Source organism: Sanguibacter sp. HDW7 (assembly GCF_011300875.1).
Classification (GTDB): domain Bacteria; phylum Actinomycetota; class Actinomycetes; order Actinomycetales; family Cellulomonadaceae; genus Flavimobilis.
Window position 1 is genome coordinate 2620267 of the sequence record NZ_CP049862.1, and the last position, 22064, is coordinate 2642330.

Genomic DNA, 22064 nt, shown 5'->3' on the forward strand with positions numbered 1-22064 from the left:
ATGCGCATCGGTGTTCCCACGGAGACCAAGACCCACGAGTATCGCGTCGCGTGCACGCCCGGCGGCGTCCACGCGCTCGTCGCGGCGGGCCACGAGGTGCTCGTCGAGGCCGGCGCAGGTGCGGGCTCCGCGATGCCCGACGACGAGTACGTGGCGGCCGGCGCGACCGTCGTCGCGGACGCGGCCGAGGTCTGGGAGCGCGCGGAGCTCGTCTGCAAGGTCAAGGAGCCGACGCCCGCCGAGCACGCCTTCCTGCGGCCGGGGCTCGAGCTCTTCACCTACCTCCACGCGGCCGCCGACCTGCCGCTCACGCGTGCGCTGCTCGACCACCGGGTCACGAGCTATGCGTACGAGACGGTCACCGGGCCGACGGGTGGCCTGCCGCTGCTCGCGCCGATGAGCGAGATCGCGGGCCGGCTCGCGGCGCAGGTCGGCGCGGTCGAGCTCATGCGCTCGCGCGGCGGCCGCGGCATCCTCATGGGCGGCGTGCCGGGCACGCCGCCGGCGAAGGTCGTCGTGCTCGGCGGCGGGACCGTCGGGCGCAACGCGGCGCAGATCGCGCTCGGCATGCGCGCGGACGTCACCGTCGTCGACGTCTCGCCGGAGACGCTGCGGGCGATCGACACCGAGACGGGCGGTCACGTGCGGACGGCGGCGTCGAACGCGTGGGAGATCGAGCCGTTCCTCCTCGAGGCCGACCTCGTCGTCGGGGCCGTGCTCGTGCCGGGGGCGCGGACGCCGCACCTCGTCTCGGACGCGCTCGTCGCGCGGATGCGCGAGGGCTCGGTGCTCGTCGACGTGGCGATCGACCAGGGCGGCTGCTTCGAGGTGTCGCACCCCACGACGCACGACGACCCCGTCTACCAGGTGCACGGCTCGCGGGTGTACGCGGTCGCGAACATGCCCGGAGCGGTGCCGGTGACGTCGACGCGGGCGCTGACGAACGCGACGCTGCCGTACCTGCTCGAGCTCGCCAGCGGCACGCCCCTCGCGGTCGGGGCAGACGACGGCGACCACGGGCCGCGCCGGGCGTCGCTGCGCGCGGGCCTGCGCGCCGGGCTCACGACGAGCGAGGGACTCGTCCGGCACGTGGGCGTCGCCGACGCCCATGGCCTGCCGCTCGCCACCCTCTGACCGTCTGTACCCTCCGTCTCCACGACGCGCGCGACGCGGAGGGCGGTCTCCCGCGCTGCGCGGGAGACCGCCCCTCCGTGCCTCGAAGCCGTCGGGCGACCCCGAGGCGGCCGCGACGCCTAGGACGCCCCGACCCGCTCGACCACACCGAGCGCGTCGAGCAGCTGCAGCCGCAGGTCGCCGAAGCCCGGCACGCCACGTCGACGCGGGCGTGCGAAGGGCACCGTGACGTCAAGACCGACCCGACCGTCCGTGAGCACGACGACCCGGTCGGCGAGGAGGATCGCCTCGTCGACGTCGTGCGTGACGAGCAGCGCTGCAGGCCGGTGCCGTCGGCACAGGTCCGCGACGAGCATCTGCATGCGGATGCGTGTGAGGGCGTCGAGCGCCGCGAACGGCTCGTCGAGCAGCAGCACGCCCGGGTCGCGCACGAGTGCTCGCGCGAGCGCCACCCGCTGGGCCTCGCCCCCGGACAGCTGGGTCGGCCACGCTCGCTCACGTCCCTCGAGCCCGACCTCCGAGAGCGCCGCGAGCGCCTGGGCGCGCGACTCCCGCCCGCGCCGCCGACCGAGGAGCACGTTGCCGAGAAGCCGCGTGCCCGGCAGCAGCCGCGGCTCCTGGAAGACGACCGACAGCGGCTCGCCCACCTCGACGTCGCCGTCGTCGTGCGTCTCGAGCCCCGCGAGGATCCGCAGGAAGGTCGTCTTGCCCGAGCCCGAGGGACCCAGGAGCGCGACGAACTCCCCCGGTGCGACGTCGAGCGAGAACCCGTCGAGCACCGCGCGGCCGTCGAACGCACGCGTGACGTCGCGCGCGGAGATGCCTGTCGCCCGCGCGCTCATGCGGCTCGCCCCGCGACCCGGTAGGGCAGGAGCACCCGCTCCAGACCCCGGACGAGCAGGTCGACCCCCAGCCCCCACAGCGCGTAGATCGCCACGATGACGACGAGCACGTCCGTCTGGAAGTACTGCTGCGCCGACGTCATGAGCGCGCCGAGCCCCCGCGGGGCGTTGGTGAGCTCTGCGACGATGAGCGCGAGGAGCGACACCGACAATGACACGCGCAGCCCGACGAGCACCGACGGCACGGCCCCCGGGAGCACGACGCGGGCCACGAGCGCCGGGCCTCGCAGGCCGAAGACGCGCGCGGCCTCGACGACCTTGCGATCGACATGGCGCACCCCCGCATGGATGTTGAGGTAGAGGGGGAAGGTCGCAGCCGTCGCGATGATGATCGTCTTCGGCAGCTCGCCGATGCCGAACCACAGGACGAGCAGCGGTGCGACCGCGAGGAACGGGATCGTCCGGAGCATCTGCAGCGTCGGGTCGAGCAGCTCGTCGGCAAGGCTCGAGAGACCCGCGACGACCCCGAGGAGGATCCCGAGCGAGGCGCCGATCGCGAAGCCGGTCGCGACACGCACGAGCGAGACCTCGAGGTTCTCGGCGAGCACCCCGCTCGCGACGAGGTCGCGCGCGGTCGCGACGACCTGCCAGGGCGCGGGGAAGATCCGCTCCGGGACGCGCCCGGACGCTGATCCCCATGCCCAGGCCGCCAGCAGGGCGGCCGGCACGGCGGCACGCCGCAGCACCTGCCCCATGCGACGGACGGCGCGCCGGCCGCCGCCGGCGACCGTGCGGGTGCGCTGCCGTGGGTGCCGCGCAGGCCCGACCGGCGAGGTCGCGGCCAGGGCGTCGCGGGACGCCGCCGTGCTCCCGGCACCGGTCTCGCGGGAGTCGCCGGCGGTCCCCGGGACGGAGGCCTCGGGGACGGAGGCCCCGGGGCTGGAGGCCCCGGGGACGGGGGTCCGCACCGTGGCGGCACGCGCGCTCATGGCGCGACCCACCCGTCGACGTCGAACTCCTTCGCGCCCGAACCGTTCCCCGTGAGGAACTCGAGCGTCGTCCGGACGGTGGCGAGGCCCTGCGGGTCGACCCGCTCGGTGCCGTACGCCCAGAGGTTTGCCTGCAGGACGACGTCGACGGGTGTGCCCGTCGTCTCCGACACCCAGGTGGCGTACGCATCGTGGTCGGCCTCGATCGCGTCGGCGCCCGCGCGGTAGACCTCCCACACGGCGTCCGCGAGCCCGGGCTGCGCCGTCGCGGTCGCCTCGGCCGTGAGCGTCACGTTCGTCGCGAGAAGGTCCGGGTCGTCGACGCTCGCGCGGCTGAGGACGTGGAAGTCGTTGCGCGCGAGCCACAGGCCGGCGGTCGTCGCGGGCAACGGCACCGCGTCGACGTCCCCGCGCTGCAGCGCGGGCAGGGCGTCGGCGAAGAGGAGGTTGACGAGCTCGACGTCCTCGAGGACACCCGCGCGCTCGAGGACCGCACGGCCGTACTTGTCGAAGTTCGAGCCGAACTGCAGCGCGACCTTCTTGCCCGCGAGACCCTCGACGGACGTGATCGACGCGTCCCGCGTGAGGAACCAGATGTCCGACGAGGGCCGGGCGATCGCGAGCGCCGTCACTGGGCGGTCGCTCGCGCGCGCCTGCGTCGCGGGCGTGTCACCGATGAACCCGACCGTGACGTCGCCCGAGAGCAGCGCCTCGACGACGGGCGGTCCGTTGCTGAAGCCGACGAACTTGTCGTATACGTATCCGTGCGGCGCGAGGATCTTGTCCGCGAGGCCGCGTGCGACGGCGTAGCCGAAGGGCCCGGTCTCGGTCGGCGTCGTGCCGGGACCGCCGTTCCACGGTGCTCCGACGACGAGGGGCGTGAGCCCTCCGGGCGCGTTCGGGGTGGAGCCGGTCGCGTCGGCGGTGGCCGAGCACGCGGCGAGGGCGAGGGCGGCGGCCGCGGCGAGCGCGGTCGCGAGAGGGCCGCGGGCACGGCGGCGGGACGGCGTGTCGGACGGTGTGCGGGCAGAGCGGAGCCAGGTCATGGGGTCCTCCAGGACGAAAGGGTGGGCGGGTTGGACGAAGGGCAGGGCAGAGGGCGGAACGGCGGCCGGGCGGTCAGAGGAGACCGCGGCCGGGTCGGGAACCGCTAGGCGTCCGCGACGGCGGGGTCGGCTCGGCTCCAGCCGACGCGGCGCCGGTAGAGCCCGAGCATCCCCGCCTCCTCGAGCGCGTCGCGGTCGTGGGCGCGCGAGCCGGGCGGCTCGGGCGTGCGCAGCGGGCTCACGAAGATCGCCTCGGCGGGGCACCAGGCCTCGCACTGGAAGCACGTCTGGCAGTCCGACTGGCGCGCGATCGTCGGCACGCCGCCGGGGACGGCGTCGAAGACGTTGGTCGGGCACACGCGCACGCAGATGTCGCACAGCGTGCAGCGGACGGGGTCGACGAGCTCGATCACGGTGTCTCCTTCGGGTCGGTGGTGGGGGTGCGGGGAGCGCGGGGCTCACGCAAGGGCGGCGAGCGCCGCCCGGGAGGGCGCGTGGTCGGGTCCTGTGCGCGGGGTCTCGGGGTCGGTGGCGACCCACGGGTCGCCGAGGCCGCCGACGAGGAGGCGGCGTGCCTGCGCAGGGTCCTCCTCGGGGTGGTCGAGGCGGTGATGCATGCCGCGGGTCTCGGTGCGGGCTGCGGCGGCGGCGAGCACCCAGCGGGCGGTCTGGAGCATCCCGGCGACCTCCCGCGTGCGGAGCGCGGACGCGGAGCGGGGACCGTCCGCGGGGACGAGGACGCCGGGGGCCGACGCGAGCGCGCGCAGCCGAGCATCTCCGTCGCGGAGGATGGCGGCGTCCTTGAGGACGGAGCGCGCGGGTGGGTGGGTCTCGGACTGGACGGCGTCGAGGACGGCACGCGGCGTCGGCGTCGTCGGTCCGGGCGCGGTGCCCCGCAGGCCGAGCCCGCCCGCGGGCCGCGGGGTTCCGCGGTAGGGAGGGAGGCTCCGGGCCTCGTCGGCGGCCGTGCGCCCCGCCCACGTGCCTGTCGCGACGGCCCACGAGAGGTTGGGGCCACCGGCGCCGGTCGCGGCTCCGACGAGGCGGTCTCGCGCGGCGACGTCCCCGGCGGCGTAGAGGCCGGGCACGCCGGTGGACGCGTCGAGGCCGGCGAGGTGGAGGCCTCCGGTCCCGCGGACGGTGCCCTCGGTCACCCAGTCGATGGGGAAGTGCTCGGTGAAGGGGTCGATGCCGAGCTTGTCGGTCACCATGAAGAAGTTGGGCATGGCGGCGCGGGCGTCGGCGCGGCGCTCGGGCGGCACCTGGTCGAGGCGTGCGGTGATCGTGCCTCGCTCGGAGGCGCGGAGCAGCTCGATGCGCGTCGCGTGGAGGTCGCGGTAGTGCAGGGGCCGGCCCTCGTGGTCCCGGTAGGACGCGGCGACCATGAAGCCGTTCTTGTCCATGGACGTGCCGAGCGGGACCATGCCGTAGAAGCTCGACATCTCCATGGATGACAGGTGGGCGCCGACCTCGGCGGCCATGAGGTGGCCCTCGCCGGTGTCGACGTCGCCGCCGAGGGCGTGGCTGCGCCACGTCGTGCCGCCTGTGGCGAGGACGACGGCGCCGGCGTGGACGGTCCAGGGGCGTCCGGCGCGCGGCTGGACGCCCTGGGCGCCGCGGACGCGGCCGTCGTCGTCGCGGAGGAGCTCGAGCGCGGGGCTGTGGTCGAGGATGCGCGCGCCGCCGCGTCGGGTCCGGCCGCGCAGGAAGCGCAGGTAGTCGGGGGCGGTGCCCGCGAGGGTGCGGTCGTCGCCGCGGCTGCGGTCGGTGTCGCGGGTCGCTCCCCTGGGGCGGTAGCCCCAGCCGTCGACGAGCGCGGTGCGGGACCATGCCTCGTCGAGGACCGCCTCGATCCAGCGACGGTCGGTGAGGTGGCCGCCGCGGGCCTCGCGGACGGCGATCTCGGCGTCGCGCCGGGCGGCGTCCGGCGGCAGGAGCCAGTGGGCGACGCCCGCGGCGGCCGCGACGCCGGAGGTGCCGCACCACCCCTTGTCGACGAGGACGGTGCGGGCTCCGTGCTCGGTCGCGGCGATGGCGGCCCAGGTGGCGGCGGGGCCTCCGCCGACGACGAGGACGTCGGCGGTGAGGGTGATGCCCTGGGCGTCGTCGTGGTCGACGGTGGGGGCCGGGGCGCGGCGCGGAGCTGTCATGGGTGGGAACGTACGGCCTTCTGGACCAAAAAGGTCTAGATAAAGCCCTCATCCCGCATCGCGAGACGAACCAGGAGCATTCCTAGCCTGGCTAGGTATATAGTGACGGCGTGACTGCAAACCGACCCCGCGCCCGCCTCTTGCGCAGCCTCGTCCCCGCACTCCTCGTCGTCGTCTGGCTCGGCCTCGCCTCCTTCGGCGGGCCGCTCTTCGGACGTATCTCCGAGGTCTCGTCGAACGACCCCACGGCGTACCTGCCGACGAGCGCGGAGGCCACGCAGGTCCAGAAGCAGCTCACCGGGTTCCTCGGCAGCGACGCGATCCCCGCGGTCGTCGTCGCGGTCCGTGACAGCGGCCTCACCGAGGCCGACCTCGCAGCGCTCGGCACCGCGGCCGAGGCCGCAGCCACGCTCCCCGAGGTCGCGGGCGGCGCAAGCCCCGCGATCCCGTCCGAGGACGGCAAGGCCGTCCAGGTGTTCGTACCGCTCAGCACGCAGTCCGACCTCGGAGAGGGCGTCGAGGCGATCCGCGCGGCGTTCGCAGCCGACGTCCCCGACGGCGTCGAGGTGCTCGTCACCGGGCCCGCAGGCCTCTCCGCCGACCTCGGCGACGCCTTCGCCGGCATCGACGGCCTTCTCCTCGGCGTCGCGCTCGCCGCGGTACTCATCATCCTCGTCGTCGTCTACCGCTCCCCCGTCCTGCCGCTGCTCGTCCTCATGACGAGCGTCTTCGCACTGTGCGCGGCGCTCGCAACCGTGTGGCTGCTCGCCAAGGAAGGCGTCGTGCTGCTCTCGGGGCAGACGCAGGGCATCCTCTTCATCCTCGTCATCGGCGCCGCGACCGACTACGGGCTGCTCTACGTCTCACGCTTCCGCGAGGAGCTCCGCGTCCAGCCCGACCGGTGGGCCGCGACCCGCGCCGCCCTGCGCGGCGCGCGCGAGCCCATCCTCGCGTCGGGCGGCACCGTCGTCGCGGGCCTCCTGTGCCTGCTGCTCTCCGACCTCCAGTCGAACCGCGACCTCGGCCCCATCGCCGCGATCGGCATCGTCTGGGCGATGATCGCGTCGTTCACGCTCCTGCCCGCGCTGCTCGCGCTCACGGGCGGCGCGGCGTTCTGGCCGCGACGCCCCCAGCCCCTCACGGCGGAGCAGGCCGCCGACCCCCACACCCGCATGCCGCAGCGCGGCCTGTGGCACGCGCTGCCGGGCGCCGTCGCACGCCGCCCGCGCGCTCTCTGGGTGGGGACGACGGCCGTCCTGCTCCTCGCGTGCGTCGGGCTCACGCAGCTCAAGGCCGACGGCGTCGCGCAGTCCGACCTCGTCATGGGCGACTCCCCCGCACGCACGGGCCAGCAGCTGCTCGCGCAGCACTTCCCGGGCGGCTCCGGCTCCCCGACCTACGTGCTCGCCCCGGAGGCGGGCCTCGACGAGGTCGCACGGACCGTCCTCGGGACGCAGGGGGTCGCCTCGCTCGCCGTCACCGCGAAGGACTCCCCGTCGGGCACCGCCCCCGTCACCGCCGACGGCATCCAGGCCGTCGGTCGCCCCGGCACGGAGCCGCCCGCCCCGACCGTCGTCGACGGCCAGGTCCTCCTCCAGGCGACCCTCACCGACGCCGCCGACTCCGCAGCCGCCGAGTCGACCGTGCGCGCCCTGCGCGCGAGCGTCGGCGACGACGTCCTCGTCGGCGGCTCGACCGCGACCGCCATCGACTCCGACGACGCCTCCGTGCACGACCGCAACCTCATCATTCCCGTCGTGCTGCTCGTCATCCTCATCATCCTCGGGCTGCTGCTGCGCGCGGTCGTCGCGCCGATCCTCCTCATCGCGACCGTCGTGCTGTCCTTCGGCGCGACGCTCGGCGTGAGCGCGCTGGTCTTCAACCACGTGCTCGACATGCCGGGCGCCGACCCCGCCGTGCCGCTGTTCGGCTTCGTCTTCCTCGTGGCGCTCGGCATCGACTACAACATCTTCCTCATGACCCGCGTCCGTGAGGAGTCGCTCGCCCACGGCACGCACCACGGCATCACGCGCGGGCTCGCCATCACGGGCGGCGTCATCACGTCAGCAGGGCTCGTGCTCGCCGCGACGTTCGGCGCCCTCGCCGTCCTGCCGATCCTCTTCCTCGTGCAGCTCGCGTTCATCGTCGCGTTCGGCGTGCTCATCGACACGTTCCTCGTGCGGACCGTCCTCGTGCCCGCGCTCGGCTACGACCTCGGCCGCGTCATCTGGTGGCCGTCGCGGCTCGCGAAGGGCGAGCGGTGAGCACACCCCCGCCCGCGGCGCTGCGGGGCGAGCGGTGAGGATCTGGTCGCTCGACCCCCGCGTGCTCGACCGCGTCGGGCTCGTCGCGTGCTGGCGCGAGACGCTGCTCGCGCAGGCCGTCCTCGCCGGACGGACCCGCGGCTACACGCAGCACCCGCAGCTCGAGCGGTTCCGTGAGGCGCCCGACCCGCTCGCCGCGGTCGGCGCGTACCTCACGGGGCTCGCGGACGAGGCCGACGCGCGCGGCTACCGCTTCGACCGCGCGCGCATCGACCGGCCGGGCCCGACGGGCGCGGGCACGTCGGGCGCGGGCACGTCGGGCGGGGACACGGACCGTCCCGTTCCCCGGCTCACCGTGACGACGGGCCAGCTGGCGCTCGAGCGAGCGCACCTCGCTGCCAAGCTCGCGCTGCGGGCGCCCGACGACCTCGCCCGGCTCGGCGCCCACGCACGGGCTCACCCGCTGTTCGACGTCGTCGACGGTCCGGTGGCGTCGTGGGAGCGAGCGCCGATGCCCGAGGACGCGCGGACCTGACGACCGCAGGACGCGTCGCGCCGAGGGAGGTCAGAGCGACGACGACCGAACCCGCTGCCGCCGCGCCACGCCCGGTCGAGGGCCCGTCGGGCGCCCGCGACACCTCCTTGTCGCGGGCGCGGCCGCTCAGCGGTCGAGGAGGATCGCGAGGACGACGAGCGTCACGACGAAGCCGCACACCTGGTTGAGCCAGAGGAAGCGTCGCCAGCCGGCGTTCGCCGTCTCGCACGTCGCGTCCGTGACGTGCCGGTGCGGCCACACGTTGAGAAGGTGGAGCAGCGGCACGAGCGCCGCGACGTGTCCGGGCCAGCCCGCGCCGACGAGCAGGACGACCGCGGCGAGCGCGTAGGCGGCCAGCGCGAGCCGCGTCGTGAGCCGAGCCCCGAGCACGGTCGCGACGGAGCCGATGCCCGCCTCGCGGTCGGCGCGCACGTCCTGCACCGCGCCGAACGCGTGCGAGGCGACGCCCCAGCAGAAGAACGCGACGAGCACCGCGACGACCTCGCCCGTCCATGCCCCGCCCGCGAGCGCGACGCCGTAGACGGCTGGCGCCACGAAGTGCGTCGAGCTCGTGAGCGAGTCGAGCACGGGACGCTCCTTGAGCCGCAGCGGCGGGGCGGAGTAGCCGACGACGGCGACGACCGCGACGAGGAGCACGGCGTTCGCGAGCGCCGTGCCCGCGACGAGGAGGACGACGAGGAACGGCACGTTCGTCACGACGGCAGCGACGAGCGTCGTCCGGTGGAGCCCTCGCTCGAGGACGATCCCCTCGATGCCGCCCTTGCGCGGGTTTGCGACGTCGGAGTCGTGGTCGAAGACGTCGTTGATGCCGTACATCGCGAGGTTGTAGGGGACGAGGAGGAAGAGGGCCGCGACCGTGCCGAGCCACCACGACGTCCCGCCCGCGAGGAGGTACGCGGCGACGAAGGGGTAGGCCGTGTTGATCCACGAGACGGGGCGGGAGGTGCCGACGAGGCGGGCGAGCGTCCGGCGGCGCGCGTCGTCACGAGCCTCTCCCCCGCCCGGCGCGACGGCGGCCGCGAGCACGGGTAGGACGAGCGCCGACGCGACGGGCCACGCAAGGTCCTCGACGGGGGCGAGGCCGACGCGCAGGCCGAGCAGCTGCGACTCCTCGAAGCGGAAGAGGTCGGCGGCGATCATCGCCGAGTCGAAGACGACGGTGAGCACGACGAGGACCAGGGCGGTGACCGTCGTCGCGGCCCCGAGGCCCGCAGGCAGCGTCCCGCGACGCCGCGCGACGGCCCGCAGCCCCACGTGCGCTGCGGCGGCGAGCGCGAGGACGACTGCGGCGAGCGTCGCGTACGTCATCGGTCCCGCCTCCTGCGTCGCTCCTGGACGCGCAGGCACGCTGCGGCCACGACGAGCGTCACGTACGGCAGGAACACGACGAACACGAGCTCCTCGAGCGGCAGGTGCGGTGCGACCTCGACACCGAGGAGCGCGTCGCCGCCACCGCGGCCGTAGAAGCCGGCGCGGATCGCGACGACGTCCCACGCGAGCAGCAGGAGCGCCCCGAGCACGACGACGGCGACGACGCGCAGACCCGAGCCGAGCGGACCGACCGCCTCGCTGCGGGCACCGAGCAGCAGCCGCCACCGCAGGTCGATCGCGAGCACGCCCGCCCCGGAGACGAGCAGCGCGGCGAGGTAGGCACCCGTCATCGGCGGCCTCCGTCCTGGGACGAGGGCCGGCGCACGTGGACGGGTGCGCCGGCCCCCGCGTCCCGGCCGGGCGCCCGCGCGAGCGTGTCGCGCGCGACCTGAGCGCTCAGCAGGCACATGGGAACGCCGACGCCCGGGACGGTGGACGCCCCGGCGTGGACGAGCCCGTCGACGTGGCGCGAGGTGCTGCGGGCCCGGAACATCGCCGACTGCCGCAGCGTGTGCGCGGGGCCCAGCGCCCCGCCCCGCCACGCGTGGAGGTCCGCCGCCATGTCGCCCGGTCCGACCGTGCGCCGGACGACGACGCGCTCGGCGAGGTCGGGGATCCCGGCCCACGCGCCGAGCTGCGCGACGGCGCGATCGGCGATGTCCTCGACGCCCGGGTCGCCCGCGCCGTCGAGGCCGCCTCGTCCGAGCGCGGGGTCCGCGTGGACGGGGACGAGCACGAAGAGCGTCTCGTGCCCTGCCGGTGCGACGCCGGGATCGGTCCGGGAGGGCGCGCACACGTAGATCGACGCGGGGTCCGGCAACGGGCGTCGGCCGTCGACGGCGTCGAAGCCCGTCGTCCAGTCGCGCGTGAACATGAGCGTGTGGTGCGTGAGCTGCGGGAGCTCGCCGCGTACGCCGAGGTGCACGAGCACCGCGCCGGGCCCGGGGTCGCGCCCGGCCCACCAGCGTTCCGGGTAGGTGCGGAGGTGGGCGGGCAGGATCTGCGTCTCGAGGTGGTGGAGGTCGCCCGCGTGGACGACGACGTCGGCGTCGATCGTGCGCGGGCCGCCCGGGCCGAGCACGTCGACCCCTGTGACGTGCGCTCGCGGCCGGCGCGCCGTCCGGATCCGGCCGACGCCCCGCGAGGTGCGGACCGCCGTCACCTCGGTGCCGAGCGTGATCCGCACGCCGGCCTCCTCGGCGAGGCGCGCGAGCGACCGCGTGACCTCGCCGAAGCCACCGCGGGGGTAGCGGACGCCGTCGACGAGGTCGAGATGGCTCATGAGGTGATACATGCTCGGCGCCCGCTCGGGCCGGGTGCCGAGGAACACCGCCGGGTAGCCGAGGATCTGCCGGAGGCGACGGTCGGCGAAGCGCGACCTCACGTGGCGGTCGAGCGGCACGACGAGCAGCCGCACGAGCGTCGGCAGCCGTCGCAGCAGGGCGGGCACGAAGAGGTCGCGGAGGCGGCCGAAGTCGGTGCGCAGAAGGTGGTCGACGGCCGTGCGGTAGACGTCGTGGGCCTCGTCGAGGTAGCGGCCCAGACGCTCCCCGGCGCCGGGCTCGACGGATTCGAAGAGCGCCGTCGCGGCCGCGCGGCCCGACCGGACGTCGAGCGGCGCGGCGTCCTCGGCCAGGACGCGGTAGGCGGGATCGAGCGCCACGAGGTCGAGCTGGGCGGCGGTCGTCGTGCCGACCTCGGCGTAGTAGCTCTCGAACACCTCGGGCATGAGGAACCACGACGGGCCGAGATCGAACGTGAAGCCCGCGTGCTCCCAGGTCCCCGCGCGTCCGCCGACGACGTCGAGCCGGTCGACGACCTCGACGTCGTCCCCCTCGCGGGCAAGGAGGGTCGCGGCCGCGAGCCCGGCCACCCCCGCGCCGACGACGACGACGCGGCTCACGCGACGCCCTGCCGGACGACGGGCCGCACCCTCCGGCCGCGAGCGCCCCGGGGCCGGCGGGCCGCGGCGTCGCGCAGCAGCGCACCACCGACGACGCGTGCCTTGCGGGCCGCAGGGACGCTGACGCGCGTCGAGGCGATCGCGTGCGCAGGCGTCGTCCGCAGGCGGCGCGAGAGCTCGGCGAACAGCGCGGTGGCGGCGACGACGGCCCGCCGGGCGCCCGGCGGCAGAAGAGGTACCGCGGTGCGGGCGAGGGCGATCTCGGCGTCGACGTCGTCGAGCGCGGCGTCGCGGGCCGCGTCGGTCGGCGCTGTCGCGAGGTCCGCGAGGTACCTCCTGCCGCGCTCGTCGAGGTCCGCGCCGAGGTCGCGGACGAAGTTCACCTTCTGGAAGGCCGAGCCGAGCGCGCACGCCCCGGGCGCGGCCTCGTGCAGCAGCCGCTGCCGGTCGGCCGGGGGGAGGTCGGCCGCGAACACGCGCAGGCACATGAGGCCGACGACCTCCGCCGAGCCGTGGACGTACGTCGCGAGCGACGCGGGGTCGTGGTCGCCCTGCACGAGGTCGGTGCGCATCGCCGCGAAGAACGGCTCCGTGAGCGTCGCGTCGATCCCGCAGCGCAGCGCCGCGAGGGTGAACGCGTGGACGACGAGGTTCGTCGAGCAGCCCCGGACGAGCGAGAGCGCGACCTCGTCCTCGAGGTCGTCGAGCAGTCGGGTGCGTGCGTCGGGCGCCACCTCGTCGAGCGCACCGTCGACCACCTCGTCGGCGAGACGTACGAGCCCGTACACCGCGCGGACGTCGGCGCGCTGCCCCGGCGGCAGGAGCCTCACAGCGAGGGAGAAGCTCGTCGAGTAGCTCGCGATGACCGTCTCGCTCGCAGCGCGCGCCGCGGCGTCGTAGCGGGCACGCTCGGACGCGCTCACGCCTCGGCCCCCGCGTTGACGGGCGTCGCGTCGACGGGCGTCGCTGCGACGGGCGTCCCGACTGCGACTGCCGCGAGCGCGTCGACACATGCCCCTGCGCAGAGGAGGTCGAGCAGCGCGTCGGGCACTCCCGCGGCGCGGCCGACGTGGAGCGCGCTCGCGATCCGGTCGTCCGCGAGCCGCGCGACGGCGTCCGGCACGCCGTGCGCGACGAGCGCGCGACGGACGGGTTCGGCGCCCGCAGCGTCAAGCGTGACGTCGCCCAGGACGCGTAGGACGTCGGGCCATGCACCCGTGCCGGCCGCGACCGCGACGACCGCCGTCGCGCGCCCGGCGCGCAGGTCGGAGACGCACGACTTGCCGGTCGCGGCGGGGTCACCGAAGGTCCCGCGCAGGTCGTCGCGGAGCTGGAAGGCGACGCCGACGAGCCGCCCGACGTGCTCGAGCGCCGGCGCGAGGGCGAGCGCGGACGGCGTCCCGACGAGCAGCGCGGCGGCGCGCAGCGGCCACACGAAGGTGTAGACGGCAGTCTTGCGCTCCGCGGTCGCAAGGACCGTCGCGAGAGGCGGCCGCGCGGCGGCGAGCACGGTGGTGTCGGCGAGCTCGCCGGCCGCGGACTCCGCGACGACGTCACCGAGAAGGTCGAGCAGGCCTGCGCGCGTCGCGGCGGGGACGTCGAGCGACGCGACCGCGCTCACGGCGCGGACGAGCGCGAGGTCACCCGCGAGGATGCCGCCTGCGAGCGCCGCGTCGGCGACGCCGGCGGGCGACGCGCCACGGGCACGTGCGGCGGCACCGTGGCGGGCTGCGGCGGTGGGGCGGCCGCGGCGGACGTCGTCGTGGTCGATGACGTCGTCGTGGACGAGGAAGGCGGTGTGGAGGAGCTCGGTCGCGTCGGCGAGGGCCAGGGCGAGGTCGTCGCGCTCGCCGCCGAGCGCGCGGTAGGTCGCGAGGAGCAGCGCGGGACGGACCCCGCTGCCTCCGTCGGCGGCGTCGGCGAGCGCGTCCCACAGGGACGCGAGGTGGCCGTCCGGGTCGGGCAGGCGCGTGGCTTCCCGGCGCAGCGCGTCGACGAGCGCGTCGGACGTCCAGGTGGGGTCCGGCGCGGACGAGCGCCCGATCGCGACGGCGCTCACCGGAGGTCCTCGAGGGCAGCGAGCTCGCGGAGCTGTGCGACGGCCCAGGGGCTGAGGGACCAGGGCGCGCAGACGCTCGTGCGGCCGAGGTCGGCCGCGTCGACCCATGTGACCTCGACGGCCTCGCGGGGGTCGGGCGTGACGGGTGGCCTCCGGCCGGGCACGCGGGCGAGGACGACGGGGCACAGCTCGTTCTCGACGGTGCCGTGGGCGTCGACGGCTCTGTAGCGGAAGTCGGGCAGGACGACGTCGAGGTCCGTGAGGGTCGTGAGCCCGAGCTCGGCGCGGCCGTGGCGGAGGACGGCGTCGAGGAGGTCCTCGCCGGGCCGCGGATGGCCGCAGAACGCGTTGGTCCAGACGCCGGGCCAGGACCGCTTGGTGAGGGCGCGGCGGCTGAGGAGGACGGAGCCGTCGTCGTCGACCACGTGGCACGAGAACGCCAGGTGCAGAGGTGTCTGCGCGCCGTGGACCCTCTCGCGGGGTGCCGTTCCCGTGGGCCGACCGGCGTCGTCGAGCAGGACGACGTCGTCGGTGGAGTCGTGCGTAGACGTGCTGGGCGGCGGTGCGAGCTGTGTCATCGCGGCTCCTCGGCAGTTGGTTGCTCGCCACGTTACTAGACAGGCTAGCAATCTGTCACGCTAGGATGACGTCGTGCACGAGACGGCCCCGGGACCCGACACCCCCTACTGGTACGCCGACGACGGCGTGCGCGAGCTGCTCCTCGCCCTGCGCCGCTTCCGGATGGCCGACACCGGCATGCGCCGCCGCACCGCACGCGCGATGGACATGAACGAGTCCGACATGATGGCGCTCCAGCTCGTCGTCGCCGCCGAGCGACACGGCACCGTCGTCACGCCCAACGCCGTCGCCCTCCACCTCGACATCTCGACCGCCTCGACGACCAAGCTCATCGATCGGCTCGAGGACGCCGGCTACCTCGTGCGCGCGCCCCACCCGCGGGACCGTCGCTCGGTGCGGCTCGTCCCCACGGAGCACGCCCACGACGAGATCCGCGCACGGCTCACGCACATGCACGCGGAGATGGAGCGGGTCGCGCGCGCCGTGCCGGCGACCTCACGAGCGGACGTCGCGGCGTTCCTCGACGGCATGGCGAACGTCCTCGACCACCAGGAAGGCATCGCGCCGCTCACCTGAGGACCCATCCACCCGGAGCGAATACGTCAGTTGGGGCCTGCGCGCACGAGACGTGTGCACAGACCCCAACAGTCAGGCCGCCGGCAGGCGGGAGCCCAGGTCAGCGGGCGTCGATCGCCTCGACGAACCAGCCCGTGATCGTCGACGGGTGCGTGATCGCCGTCCCGACGCACACCGAGAACGCCCCGAGCGCCATCGCCGCCGCCGCCTGCGCGGGGCTGTGGACGCGCCCCTCGACGACGACCGGCAGCGTGCACGCGGCGACTACCTCGGCGACGAGCTCGAGGTCCGGACCCTCGGTGCGCGGCCGCTCCCCCGAGTACCCGGCGAGCGTCGTCCCGAGCACGTCGACGCCCGCGGCCTCGGCCTCGAGCGCGTCGGCGAGCGAGCCGCAGTCGGCCATGAGCAACGCGTCGGACCGCTCGCGGAAGCGGGCGACAGTCTCCGCGAGCGTGAGGCCGTCCGGCCGCGGACGTCGCGTGCCGTCGAGCGCGACGACGTGCGCGCCGGCCTCGGCCACGGCGAGCGCATGCTCGAGCGTCGGGGTGATGAAGACGCCGTCGGCGCCGTCCTTCCACAGGCCGATGACCGGCACATCGACGGCCTCGACGGTCGCGCGGACGTCGCCGACGCCCTGGACGCGGACGGCCGCAGCCTCGCCGCGGACGACGGACGCGGCGATCTGCGCCGTCGTGCGCGGATCGCGCATGGGCTCGCCCGGGTAGGCCTGGCACGAGACGACGAGGCGGCCCTGCAGGCCTGCGAGCAGCGGGTTCACGGGTGGTTCCTTCCGAAGAGTGGTGCAGCCCCGGCAACGTCGGGCACGGCAGCGCCCGTCGCCGTCGGGTCCGCAAGACCGCGGGCGCGGGCGAGCGCCCGGTGGGCACCGCGTGCCGCGCCGACGACGGCCGCGTTCTCGAGCGTCGCGGGCACGACGCGCACGTCCGCGAGGACGTCGACGAGCTCGGCGCGCAGCGCGGACTCCATGGCGTCCCACCAGCCACCGCCGGCGCGCGCGAGGCCGCCCGCGAGGACGACGACGGCGGGGTCGAGGACCGTGACGACGCCGGCGGTCGCGCGGCCCACGACCGTCGCCGCGTCGACGACGGCACGCACCGCGAGCGGGTCGCCGGCCTCGGCGCGGGCGACGACGTCGCGCGTGTCGGGGCTCGCGGGGTCGCCGCCGAGGGACAGATACCGGCGGTGGAGCGCCGGGCCCGCCCCGAGAGCCTCGAGGTGGCCGGGTCGCCCGCACGGGCACATGAGCCCGTCGGCGCCCGGAGCGGGCACGTGGCCCATCTCGCCGGCGACGTGGTGCGCGCCGCGCAGCACCGTGCCATCGAGGACGATCGCCGCGCCGACGCCCGTGCCGACGGCGACGACGAGCGCGCTCGGCGCGCCCGCGGCCGCGCCGAGCCAGGCCTCCCCGGCGGCGTGGGCGTCGACGTCGTTCTCGACGTGGACGACGTCCGTCCCGAGCCGCTCGCGCAGCCCCGCGGCGACGTCGGTGCCGGGCCAGCCCGGCATGACGTCGGTCGCCGAGACGATCGTCGCCCGGCCCACGTCGACGACGCCGGCCGTGCCGACGCCGAGCGCCGCGGGCGTGCCGACGCCGAGGGCGCGGACGGCGTCCGCGACGGCGTCGAGCACGGCCTGCGGGCCGGCCGCGGCGGGCGTCGGGACGGTGCGGACCGTCCCGACGCTGCCGTCGGCGCCGACGACCGCGGCGGTCGTCTTGGTCCCGCCGAGGTCGACGCCGACGACGGGTGCGAGCATGGTCACGCGGGCGTCACCACGGTGAGGCCGGCCGCGCGGACGATCTCGGTGATGCGCTCGACGGCGGGGCCGACGATCGGCTGGACCGGGTACGCCATCATCGGGGTGTCGCAGATGCCCTGGAGGGCCATCGCGACCTTGAACGCGCCGACGCCGCGGGCGTCGAGCGAGCGCTCGGGCGACTGGAAGACGATCTCGAAGAGCGCCGCGATGCGGTCCTGCTCGACGCGCACCTGCGCCCAGTCCCCCGCCTGCGCGGCGTCCCACAGGCGGCTGTAGCCCTGCGGGTCGACGTTCGCGAGGCCCGGGACGACGCCGTCGGCCCCGAGGAGCAGCATGCCGTCGACGACGACCTCGTGCCCCGTGAGCAGCGCGAGCGGCGAGCCCGCGGCGGCGTTGGCCGCGACGAGGCGTCGGAAGCCGACGTCGTCGCCCGAGGAGTCCTTGACGCCCGCGATGACGCCCTCGGAGCCGAGGCGCACGAGCATGTCGGCGCCGAGCTTGGAGTGCACGCGCACGGGGACGTCGTACGCGTAGACCGGCACGGGGCTGGCCGCGGCGACGGCGCGGAAGTGAGCCTCGATCTCGCCCGCGTCGGGCAGCGCGTAGAACGGCGCGGTGACGACGACGCCGTCGACGCCGATCGCGGCGGCGGCCGCGACGGCCTGCTGGACGCGGCGCGTCGTCATCTCGATCGCGGCGGCGACGACGGGCACGCGGCCCGCGGCCGTCTCGACGACCGTGCGCAGGACGAGCTCGCGCTGCGCGTCGTCGAGGTAGGCGACCTCGGCGGTCGAGCCGAGCGCGAAGATGCCGTGGACACCGCCCTCGACGAGGTGGTCGACCGTGCGGCGCAGCGAGGGGACGTCGATGTCGCCGTCGGCGGTGAAGGGGGTCGCGATCGGGGGGACGATGCCGGTGAGGCGGAGCGTGGAGGTCATGTCATTTCCTGGGTGTGGGTCGTCGGCCCGGACGGGCCGGCAGTGCGGGCGGGCGACGAGACGTCGCCCGAGGGACGGGTGGTGACGGTGCTCAGGCGTGCAGCAGCGACGGCGCGGCGCCGAGCAGGGAGCGGGTGTAGGGGTCGGACGGGTTCGCGAACACCTGCTCCGCAGGCCCCTCCTCGACGACCTTGCCGCGGCTCATGACCGCGATGCGGTCCGAGACGTAGCGGACGGTCTGGATGTCGTGGGAGATGAAGACCATGGCGAGGCCGAGGCTCTCCTTGACGTCCGCGAGGAGGTTGAGGATCTGGGCACGGACGGAGACGTCGAGGGCGCTCGTCGGCTCGTCGGCGACGATGACGGACGGATCGAGGACGAGTGCCCGGGCGATCGCGACGCGCTGGCGCTGTCCGCCCGAGAGCTGCGTCGGCAGCATCGCGAGGGCCGACGCCGGCAGCCCGACGAGCGAGAGGATCTCGCGCACCTTCTCGACGCGGCTCGCGGCCGAGCCGATGCCGTGGACGTCGAGCGGGTCGCGCAGGGCGTCCTTGATCGACATGCGCGGGTTGAGCGCGGTCGCGGGGTCCTGGAAGACGGCCGAGACGACGCGGCCGATCTCCTTGCGACGCTTGCCCGAGCGGCTTCCCTCGGCGCGGCCCTCGAAGAAGACCTCGCCGCGCGTGGGCTGCTCGAGGCCGAGCAGGACGCGGGCCGTCGTCGTCTTGCCCGAGCCGGACTCCCCGACGATACCGAGGGTCTGGCCGGGCATGACCGACAGCGAGACGCCGTCGACCGCCTTGACGATGACGGGCTTGAGGATCGTGCCCGTGCGTGACCGGTAGTGCACGTCGATGTCGCGCAGCTCGATGACCGGGGTCGGCGTGGTGCTCATCGGGTACCTCCGTGGGCGAGGACGACGGGCTCGTCGTCGTGCGCGGCGTAGAAGTGGTCGGTCCCGTCGATGCGGCGCAACGTCGGGCGCACGGCGCTCGCGACCCGGTGGTGGGTCGAGCGGGGTGCGAAGCGGTCGCCCGCGGGGAAGTCCCGCGGCGAGGGCACGACGCCGGGCACCTGGTGGAGCCGCTCGGCGCCGGACTCGATCGAGAGGACGGCGCCCAGCAGCCCGCGGGTGTACTCGTGGACGGGCTGGACGAGGAGCTCGCGGGTGGGCGCCTGCTCGACGACCTGGCCCGCGTACATGACGGTGACCCGGTGGGCGAGCTCGGCGACGAGCGCGAGGTCGTGGCTGACGAACACGAGCGCGAAGCCGAGCTTCTCGCGCAGCTCGTGGAGGAGCGCGACGACCTGCTTCTGGACGGTGACGTCGAGAGCGGTGGTCGGCTCGTCGGCGATGACGACGGCCGGGTCGCGCGTGAGCGCCATGGCGATGAGCACGCGCTGGCGCTGGCCGCCGGAGAGCTCGTGCGGGTAGGACCGCAGGGTGCGCTCGGGGTCGAGCCCGACGAGCGTGAGCAGGTCGGCCGCGGTGCGTGTGCCGCCGCGCGAGGTGAGCTGCTTCATCTGGGTGCGGATGAGCATCGACGGGTTGAGCGAGGAGAGCGCGTCCTGGTAGATCATCGCGATCTCGTGCCCGCGCAGGGATCCCCGCTCCTTGGCGCTCATCTTCAGCAGGTCGCGACCCTTGTAGAGGATCTCGCCGGAGACGACGGCGGTGCGGTCGAGCAGGCCCATGATGGCGAGGCCGGTGAGGGACTTGCCGGAGCCGGACTCGCCGACGAGGCCCATGGTCTCGCCCGGGCGGACGTCGAACGAGAGGCGGTCGACGATGTCGACGTCGCCGTGCTGCGCGGGGAAGCGTACGCAGAGGTCGCGGACCGCGAGGACGGGGGCGTCCTCGCGCGTGTAGACGAGGCGCTCGGGACGGGCGAGCTCGCGCTCGCGCAGAAGGGCGAGCGAGCTCGTGAGGATCTCCTCGACGACGGGGTCGGAGACCTGCGCCTCGACCTCGGCCTTCGTCTCGTCGGGCAGCGAGCCGCGGCCCTTGCGGGCGACCATCGCGTCCGTGAGGCCCTCGGAGAGGACGTTGAGCGCGAGGACGGTGAGCATGATCGTCAGGCCGGGGAAGAACGTCGCCCACCAGTAGCCGCTCATGACGAGCGCTCGGCCGTCGGAGATGATGTTTCCCCACGACGGCTCGGGCGCCGGGACGCCGGCCTGGATGAAGGACAACGACGCCTCGAAGACGATCGCGTCGGCGACGAGCACGGTCGTGAAGACCATGACGGGGGCGGCGACGTTGCGCACGACGTGCTTGGCGACGATCCACGCGGTCGGGGCGCCCATGACCTTCGTCGCGGCGACGTAGTCCTCGCCGTAGGCGGCGAGGACGTTGGCGCGGACGACGCGCGTGAGCTGCGGCGTGTAGAGGAAGGCGATCGTCAGGACGAGGACGGGCAGCGAGCGGCCGAGGACGGAGACGAAGACGGCGGCGAGTGCGATGCCGGGGAAGGACATGATGATGTCCATGACTCGCATGAGGACCTCGGAGGTCCGCCGGCCGGCGGTTGCGGCGATCGAGCCGAGGACCGAGGCGGCTGCGAGGGCGACGACGGTCGCGCCGAGGCCGATGACGAGCGAGTAGCGGCCGCCGTGGAGCACGCGCGAGAAGATGTCGCGGCCCTGGCGGTCGGTGCCGAACCAGTGCTCGGCGCCCGGTGCCTGCACGGGGGTGCCGACGGCGAGCGGGTCGAACTGCGCGACGACGGGCGCGAGCACTGCGCTGAGGATGACGAGGGCGAGGAACCCGAGGGCGATCTTCGAGCCGAGCGGCAGCGCGGCGAGGCGCAGGCCGGGGGCCGAGAGGCGTTCGGTGAGCTTGCGGCGCATGGTCACACCGTCCTGATCCGCGGGTTGACGAGCACGTAGAGCATGTCGACCACGATGTTGATGATGACGAAGGCGAGCGCGACCGTGAGGGTCACGCCCTGCACGAGGTTGGGCTCGTTGTTGGTGACGCCGTTGAGGATGAGCGTGCCCATGCCGGGCAGCGCGAAGATGATCTCGATGACGACGGCGCCACCCATGAGGTAGCCGATGCGCAGTCCGAGGACGGTGATCGGCGTGATGAGGGCGTTGCGCAGGACGTTGCGGCCGACGACCTCGGCGCGCGGGATCCCGGCGCCGATCGCGGTGCGGACGTAGTCCTTGTCGAGCTCCTCGACGACGGCGGTGCGCACGACGCGCGTGAGGGATCCGGCGACGGGCACGCCGAGCGCGAAGGCCGGCAGCGCGAACCGGGCGAGGTACCCGGCGGGGTCGTCACCGAAGGCAGGCAGCGGACCCGAGGCGGGCAGGATCCCGAGCTTGAGCGTGGCGCTCTGGATGAGCAGGACGGCGAGCCAGAACGACGGGGTCGCGAGGCTGATGACAGAGAGGAAGCGGATGGCCTGGTCGGGCCAGCGGTCGCGGTAGAGCGCGGCCGTGACGCCGAGGAGCGCCGCGATGACGACGGCGATGAGCAGACCGAGGAACGTCAGCTGCAGGGTGATGGGGAACGCGCGGGTGACCTCGTCGACGACGGGCGTCTGGCGTGCGGAGAACGTGCCGAGATCACCCTGGACCATCCCGACGAGGAAGTTCCAGTAGCGCACGAGGAGGGGCTCGTCGAGGCCGTGCTGGAGCCTGTAGGCGGCACGGGCCTCGAGCGAGGAGCTCTCGCCGAGCGCGGTGATCGCGGGATCGATCTTCGAGAACGACATCACGACGAACACGAGGAACGTGATGCCGAGGATCATGACGGGAAGCTGGACGAGTCGTCGGCCCGTGAGTCGCAGCAGTGCGTTCACGTTGCGGGCTCCTTACAAGCGGGGGAGTTGCGGAAGTGCGGGTGCGGCGGCCGTGTCCCGGCCGCCGCA

At 74.6% G+C, this 22064-nt stretch carries 21 protein-coding genes; 4 read left to right on the plus strand and 17 right to left on the minus strand.

Annotated features, from left to right (window positions below; all coding sequences use genetic code 11):
- On the plus strand, positions 1-1134 hold the full coding sequence (ald, locus tag G7063_RS11815) for an alanine dehydrogenase (RefSeq protein WP_166414567.1): 1134 nt from the start codon (positions 1-3) through the stop codon (positions 1132-1134).
- A gap of 119 nt (positions 1135-1253) precedes the next feature.
- On the opposite strand, the gene G7063_RS11820 is transcribed toward ald, so the two are convergent.
- From G7063_RS11820 to G7063_RS11840, 5 genes are all read right to left on the minus strand, one after another.
- Positions 1254-1976, minus strand: coding sequence for an ABC transporter ATP-binding protein (locus G7063_RS11820; RefSeq protein ID WP_166414568.1), 723 nt, complete (start codon positions 1974-1976; stop codon positions 1254-1256).
- Positions 1973-2965, minus strand: a complete 993-nt coding sequence (locus G7063_RS11825; RefSeq protein WP_206188149.1) for an ABC transporter permease — start codon at positions 2963-2965, stop codon at positions 1973-1975. The genes G7063_RS11820 and G7063_RS11825 overlap by 4 nt, the downstream gene beginning before the upstream one ends.
- The gene (locus G7063_RS11830) at positions 2962-4011 is read right to left on the minus strand and encodes an ABC transporter substrate-binding protein (RefSeq protein ID WP_166414569.1); all 1050 of its coding nucleotides are present in this window, start codon (positions 4009-4011) and stop codon (positions 2962-2964) included. The genes G7063_RS11825 and G7063_RS11830 overlap by 4 nt, the downstream gene beginning before the upstream one ends.
- A gap of 104 nt (positions 4012-4115) precedes the next feature.
- Positions 4116-4424 carry a ferredoxin family protein gene (locus tag G7063_RS11835; RefSeq protein ID WP_166414570.1) on the minus strand — a complete coding sequence of 103 codons (309 nt, stop codon included), beginning with the start codon at positions 4422-4424 and terminating at the stop codon, positions 4116-4118.
- 45 nt (positions 4425-4469) lie between these two features.
- Positions 4470-6161 carry an FAD-binding protein gene (locus G7063_RS11840; protein ID WP_166414571.1) on the minus strand — a complete coding sequence of 564 codons (1692 nt, stop codon included), beginning with the start codon at positions 6159-6161 and terminating at the stop codon, positions 4470-4472.
- 110 nt (positions 6162-6271) lie between these two features.
- Here G7063_RS11840 and G7063_RS11845 point away from each other — a divergent pair, with 110 nt between their 5' ends.
- Together G7063_RS11845 and G7063_RS11850 are read left to right on the plus strand one after the other, a co-directional pair.
- Complete coding sequence (locus G7063_RS11845) at positions 6272-8425, plus strand: MMPL family transporter (RefSeq protein ID WP_166414572.1); 2154 nt, start codon at positions 6272-6274, stop codon at positions 8423-8425.
- A 34-nt stretch (positions 8426-8459) separates the two neighbouring features.
- On the plus strand, positions 8460-8960 hold the full coding sequence (locus tag G7063_RS11850) for a pyrimidine dimer DNA glycosylase/endonuclease V (RefSeq protein WP_166414573.1): 501 nt from the start codon (positions 8460-8462) through the stop codon (positions 8958-8960).
- A 126-nt stretch (positions 8961-9086) separates the two neighbouring features.
- On the opposite strand, the gene G7063_RS11855 is transcribed toward G7063_RS11850, so the two are convergent.
- Genes G7063_RS11855 through idi form a run of 6 tightly spaced genes read right to left on the minus strand, consistent with a single transcriptional unit; the run spans position 9087 to position 14892 of the window.
- Positions 9087-10289: a prenyltransferase gene (locus G7063_RS11855; protein WP_166414574.1), complete on the minus strand. Its 1203-nt coding sequence runs from the start codon at positions 10287-10289 to the stop codon at positions 9087-9089.
- Entirely contained in the window at positions 10286-10642 is a 357-nt protein-coding gene (locus tag G7063_RS11860) for a lycopene cyclase domain-containing protein (RefSeq protein ID WP_166414575.1), read from the minus strand. Before G7063_RS11860 ends, G7063_RS11855 begins: the two co-directional genes overlap by 4 nt.
- Complete coding sequence (gene crtI / locus G7063_RS11865; RefSeq protein WP_166414576.1) at positions 10639-12255, minus strand: phytoene desaturase family protein; 1617 nt, start codon at positions 12253-12255, stop codon at positions 10639-10641. The genes G7063_RS11860 and crtI overlap by 4 nt, the downstream gene beginning before the upstream one ends.
- A complete protein-coding gene (locus tag G7063_RS11870; protein WP_240916065.1) occupies positions 12252-13178 on the minus strand; it encodes a squalene/phytoene synthase family protein in 927 nt (308 codons plus the stop codon). Before G7063_RS11870 ends, crtI begins: the two co-directional genes overlap by 4 nt.
- Positions 13175-14314, minus strand: coding sequence for a polyprenyl synthetase family protein (locus G7063_RS11875; RefSeq protein WP_166414578.1), 1140 nt, complete (start codon positions 14312-14314; stop codon positions 13175-13177). The genes G7063_RS11870 and G7063_RS11875 overlap by 4 nt, the downstream gene beginning before the upstream one ends.
- Positions 14311-14892, minus strand: coding sequence for an isopentenyl-diphosphate Delta-isomerase (idi, locus tag G7063_RS11880; RefSeq protein WP_166414579.1), 582 nt, complete (start codon positions 14890-14892; stop codon positions 14311-14313). Before idi ends, G7063_RS11875 begins: the two co-directional genes overlap by 4 nt.
- Before the next feature lie 73 nt (positions 14893-14965).
- Between idi and G7063_RS11885 the strand changes: the two genes are divergently transcribed.
- Entirely contained in the window at positions 14966-15469 is a 504-nt protein-coding gene (locus G7063_RS11885) for a MarR family winged helix-turn-helix transcriptional regulator (RefSeq protein WP_240916066.1), read from the plus strand.
- A gap of 100 nt (positions 15470-15569) precedes the next feature.
- On the opposite strand, the gene G7063_RS11890 is transcribed toward G7063_RS11885, so the two are convergent.
- From G7063_RS11890 to G7063_RS11915, 6 genes are all read right to left on the minus strand, one after another.
- Positions 15570-16247 (minus strand): N-acetylmannosamine-6-phosphate 2-epimerase, encoded by a 678-nt coding sequence (locus tag G7063_RS11890; protein WP_166414580.1) that lies wholly within the window; start codon positions 16245-16247, stop codon positions 15570-15572.
- Positions 16244-17245: an ROK family protein gene (locus tag G7063_RS11895; RefSeq protein WP_166415349.1), complete on the minus strand. Its 1002-nt coding sequence runs from the start codon at positions 17243-17245 to the stop codon at positions 16244-16246. The genes G7063_RS11890 and G7063_RS11895 overlap by 4 nt, the downstream gene beginning before the upstream one ends.
- A 2-nt stretch (positions 17246-17247) precedes the next feature.
- Complete coding sequence (locus G7063_RS11900; protein ID WP_166414581.1) at positions 17248-18186, minus strand: dihydrodipicolinate synthase family protein; 939 nt, start codon at positions 18184-18186, stop codon at positions 17248-17250.
- Between the two features lie 91 nt (positions 18187-18277).
- Positions 18278-19081, minus strand: coding sequence for an ATP-binding cassette domain-containing protein (locus G7063_RS11905; protein ID WP_166414582.1), 804 nt, complete (start codon positions 19079-19081; stop codon positions 18278-18280).
- On the minus strand, positions 19078-21036 hold the full coding sequence (locus G7063_RS11910; protein ID WP_166414583.1) for a dipeptide/oligopeptide/nickel ABC transporter permease/ATP-binding protein: 1959 nt from the start codon (positions 21034-21036) through the stop codon (positions 19078-19080). Before G7063_RS11910 ends, G7063_RS11905 begins: the two co-directional genes overlap by 4 nt.
- Before the next feature lie 2 nt (positions 21037-21038).
- Positions 21039-21995, minus strand: a complete 957-nt coding sequence (locus G7063_RS11915) for an ABC transporter permease (protein WP_166414584.1) — start codon at positions 21993-21995, stop codon at positions 21039-21041.
- Positions 21996-22064: the final 69 nt, after the last annotated feature.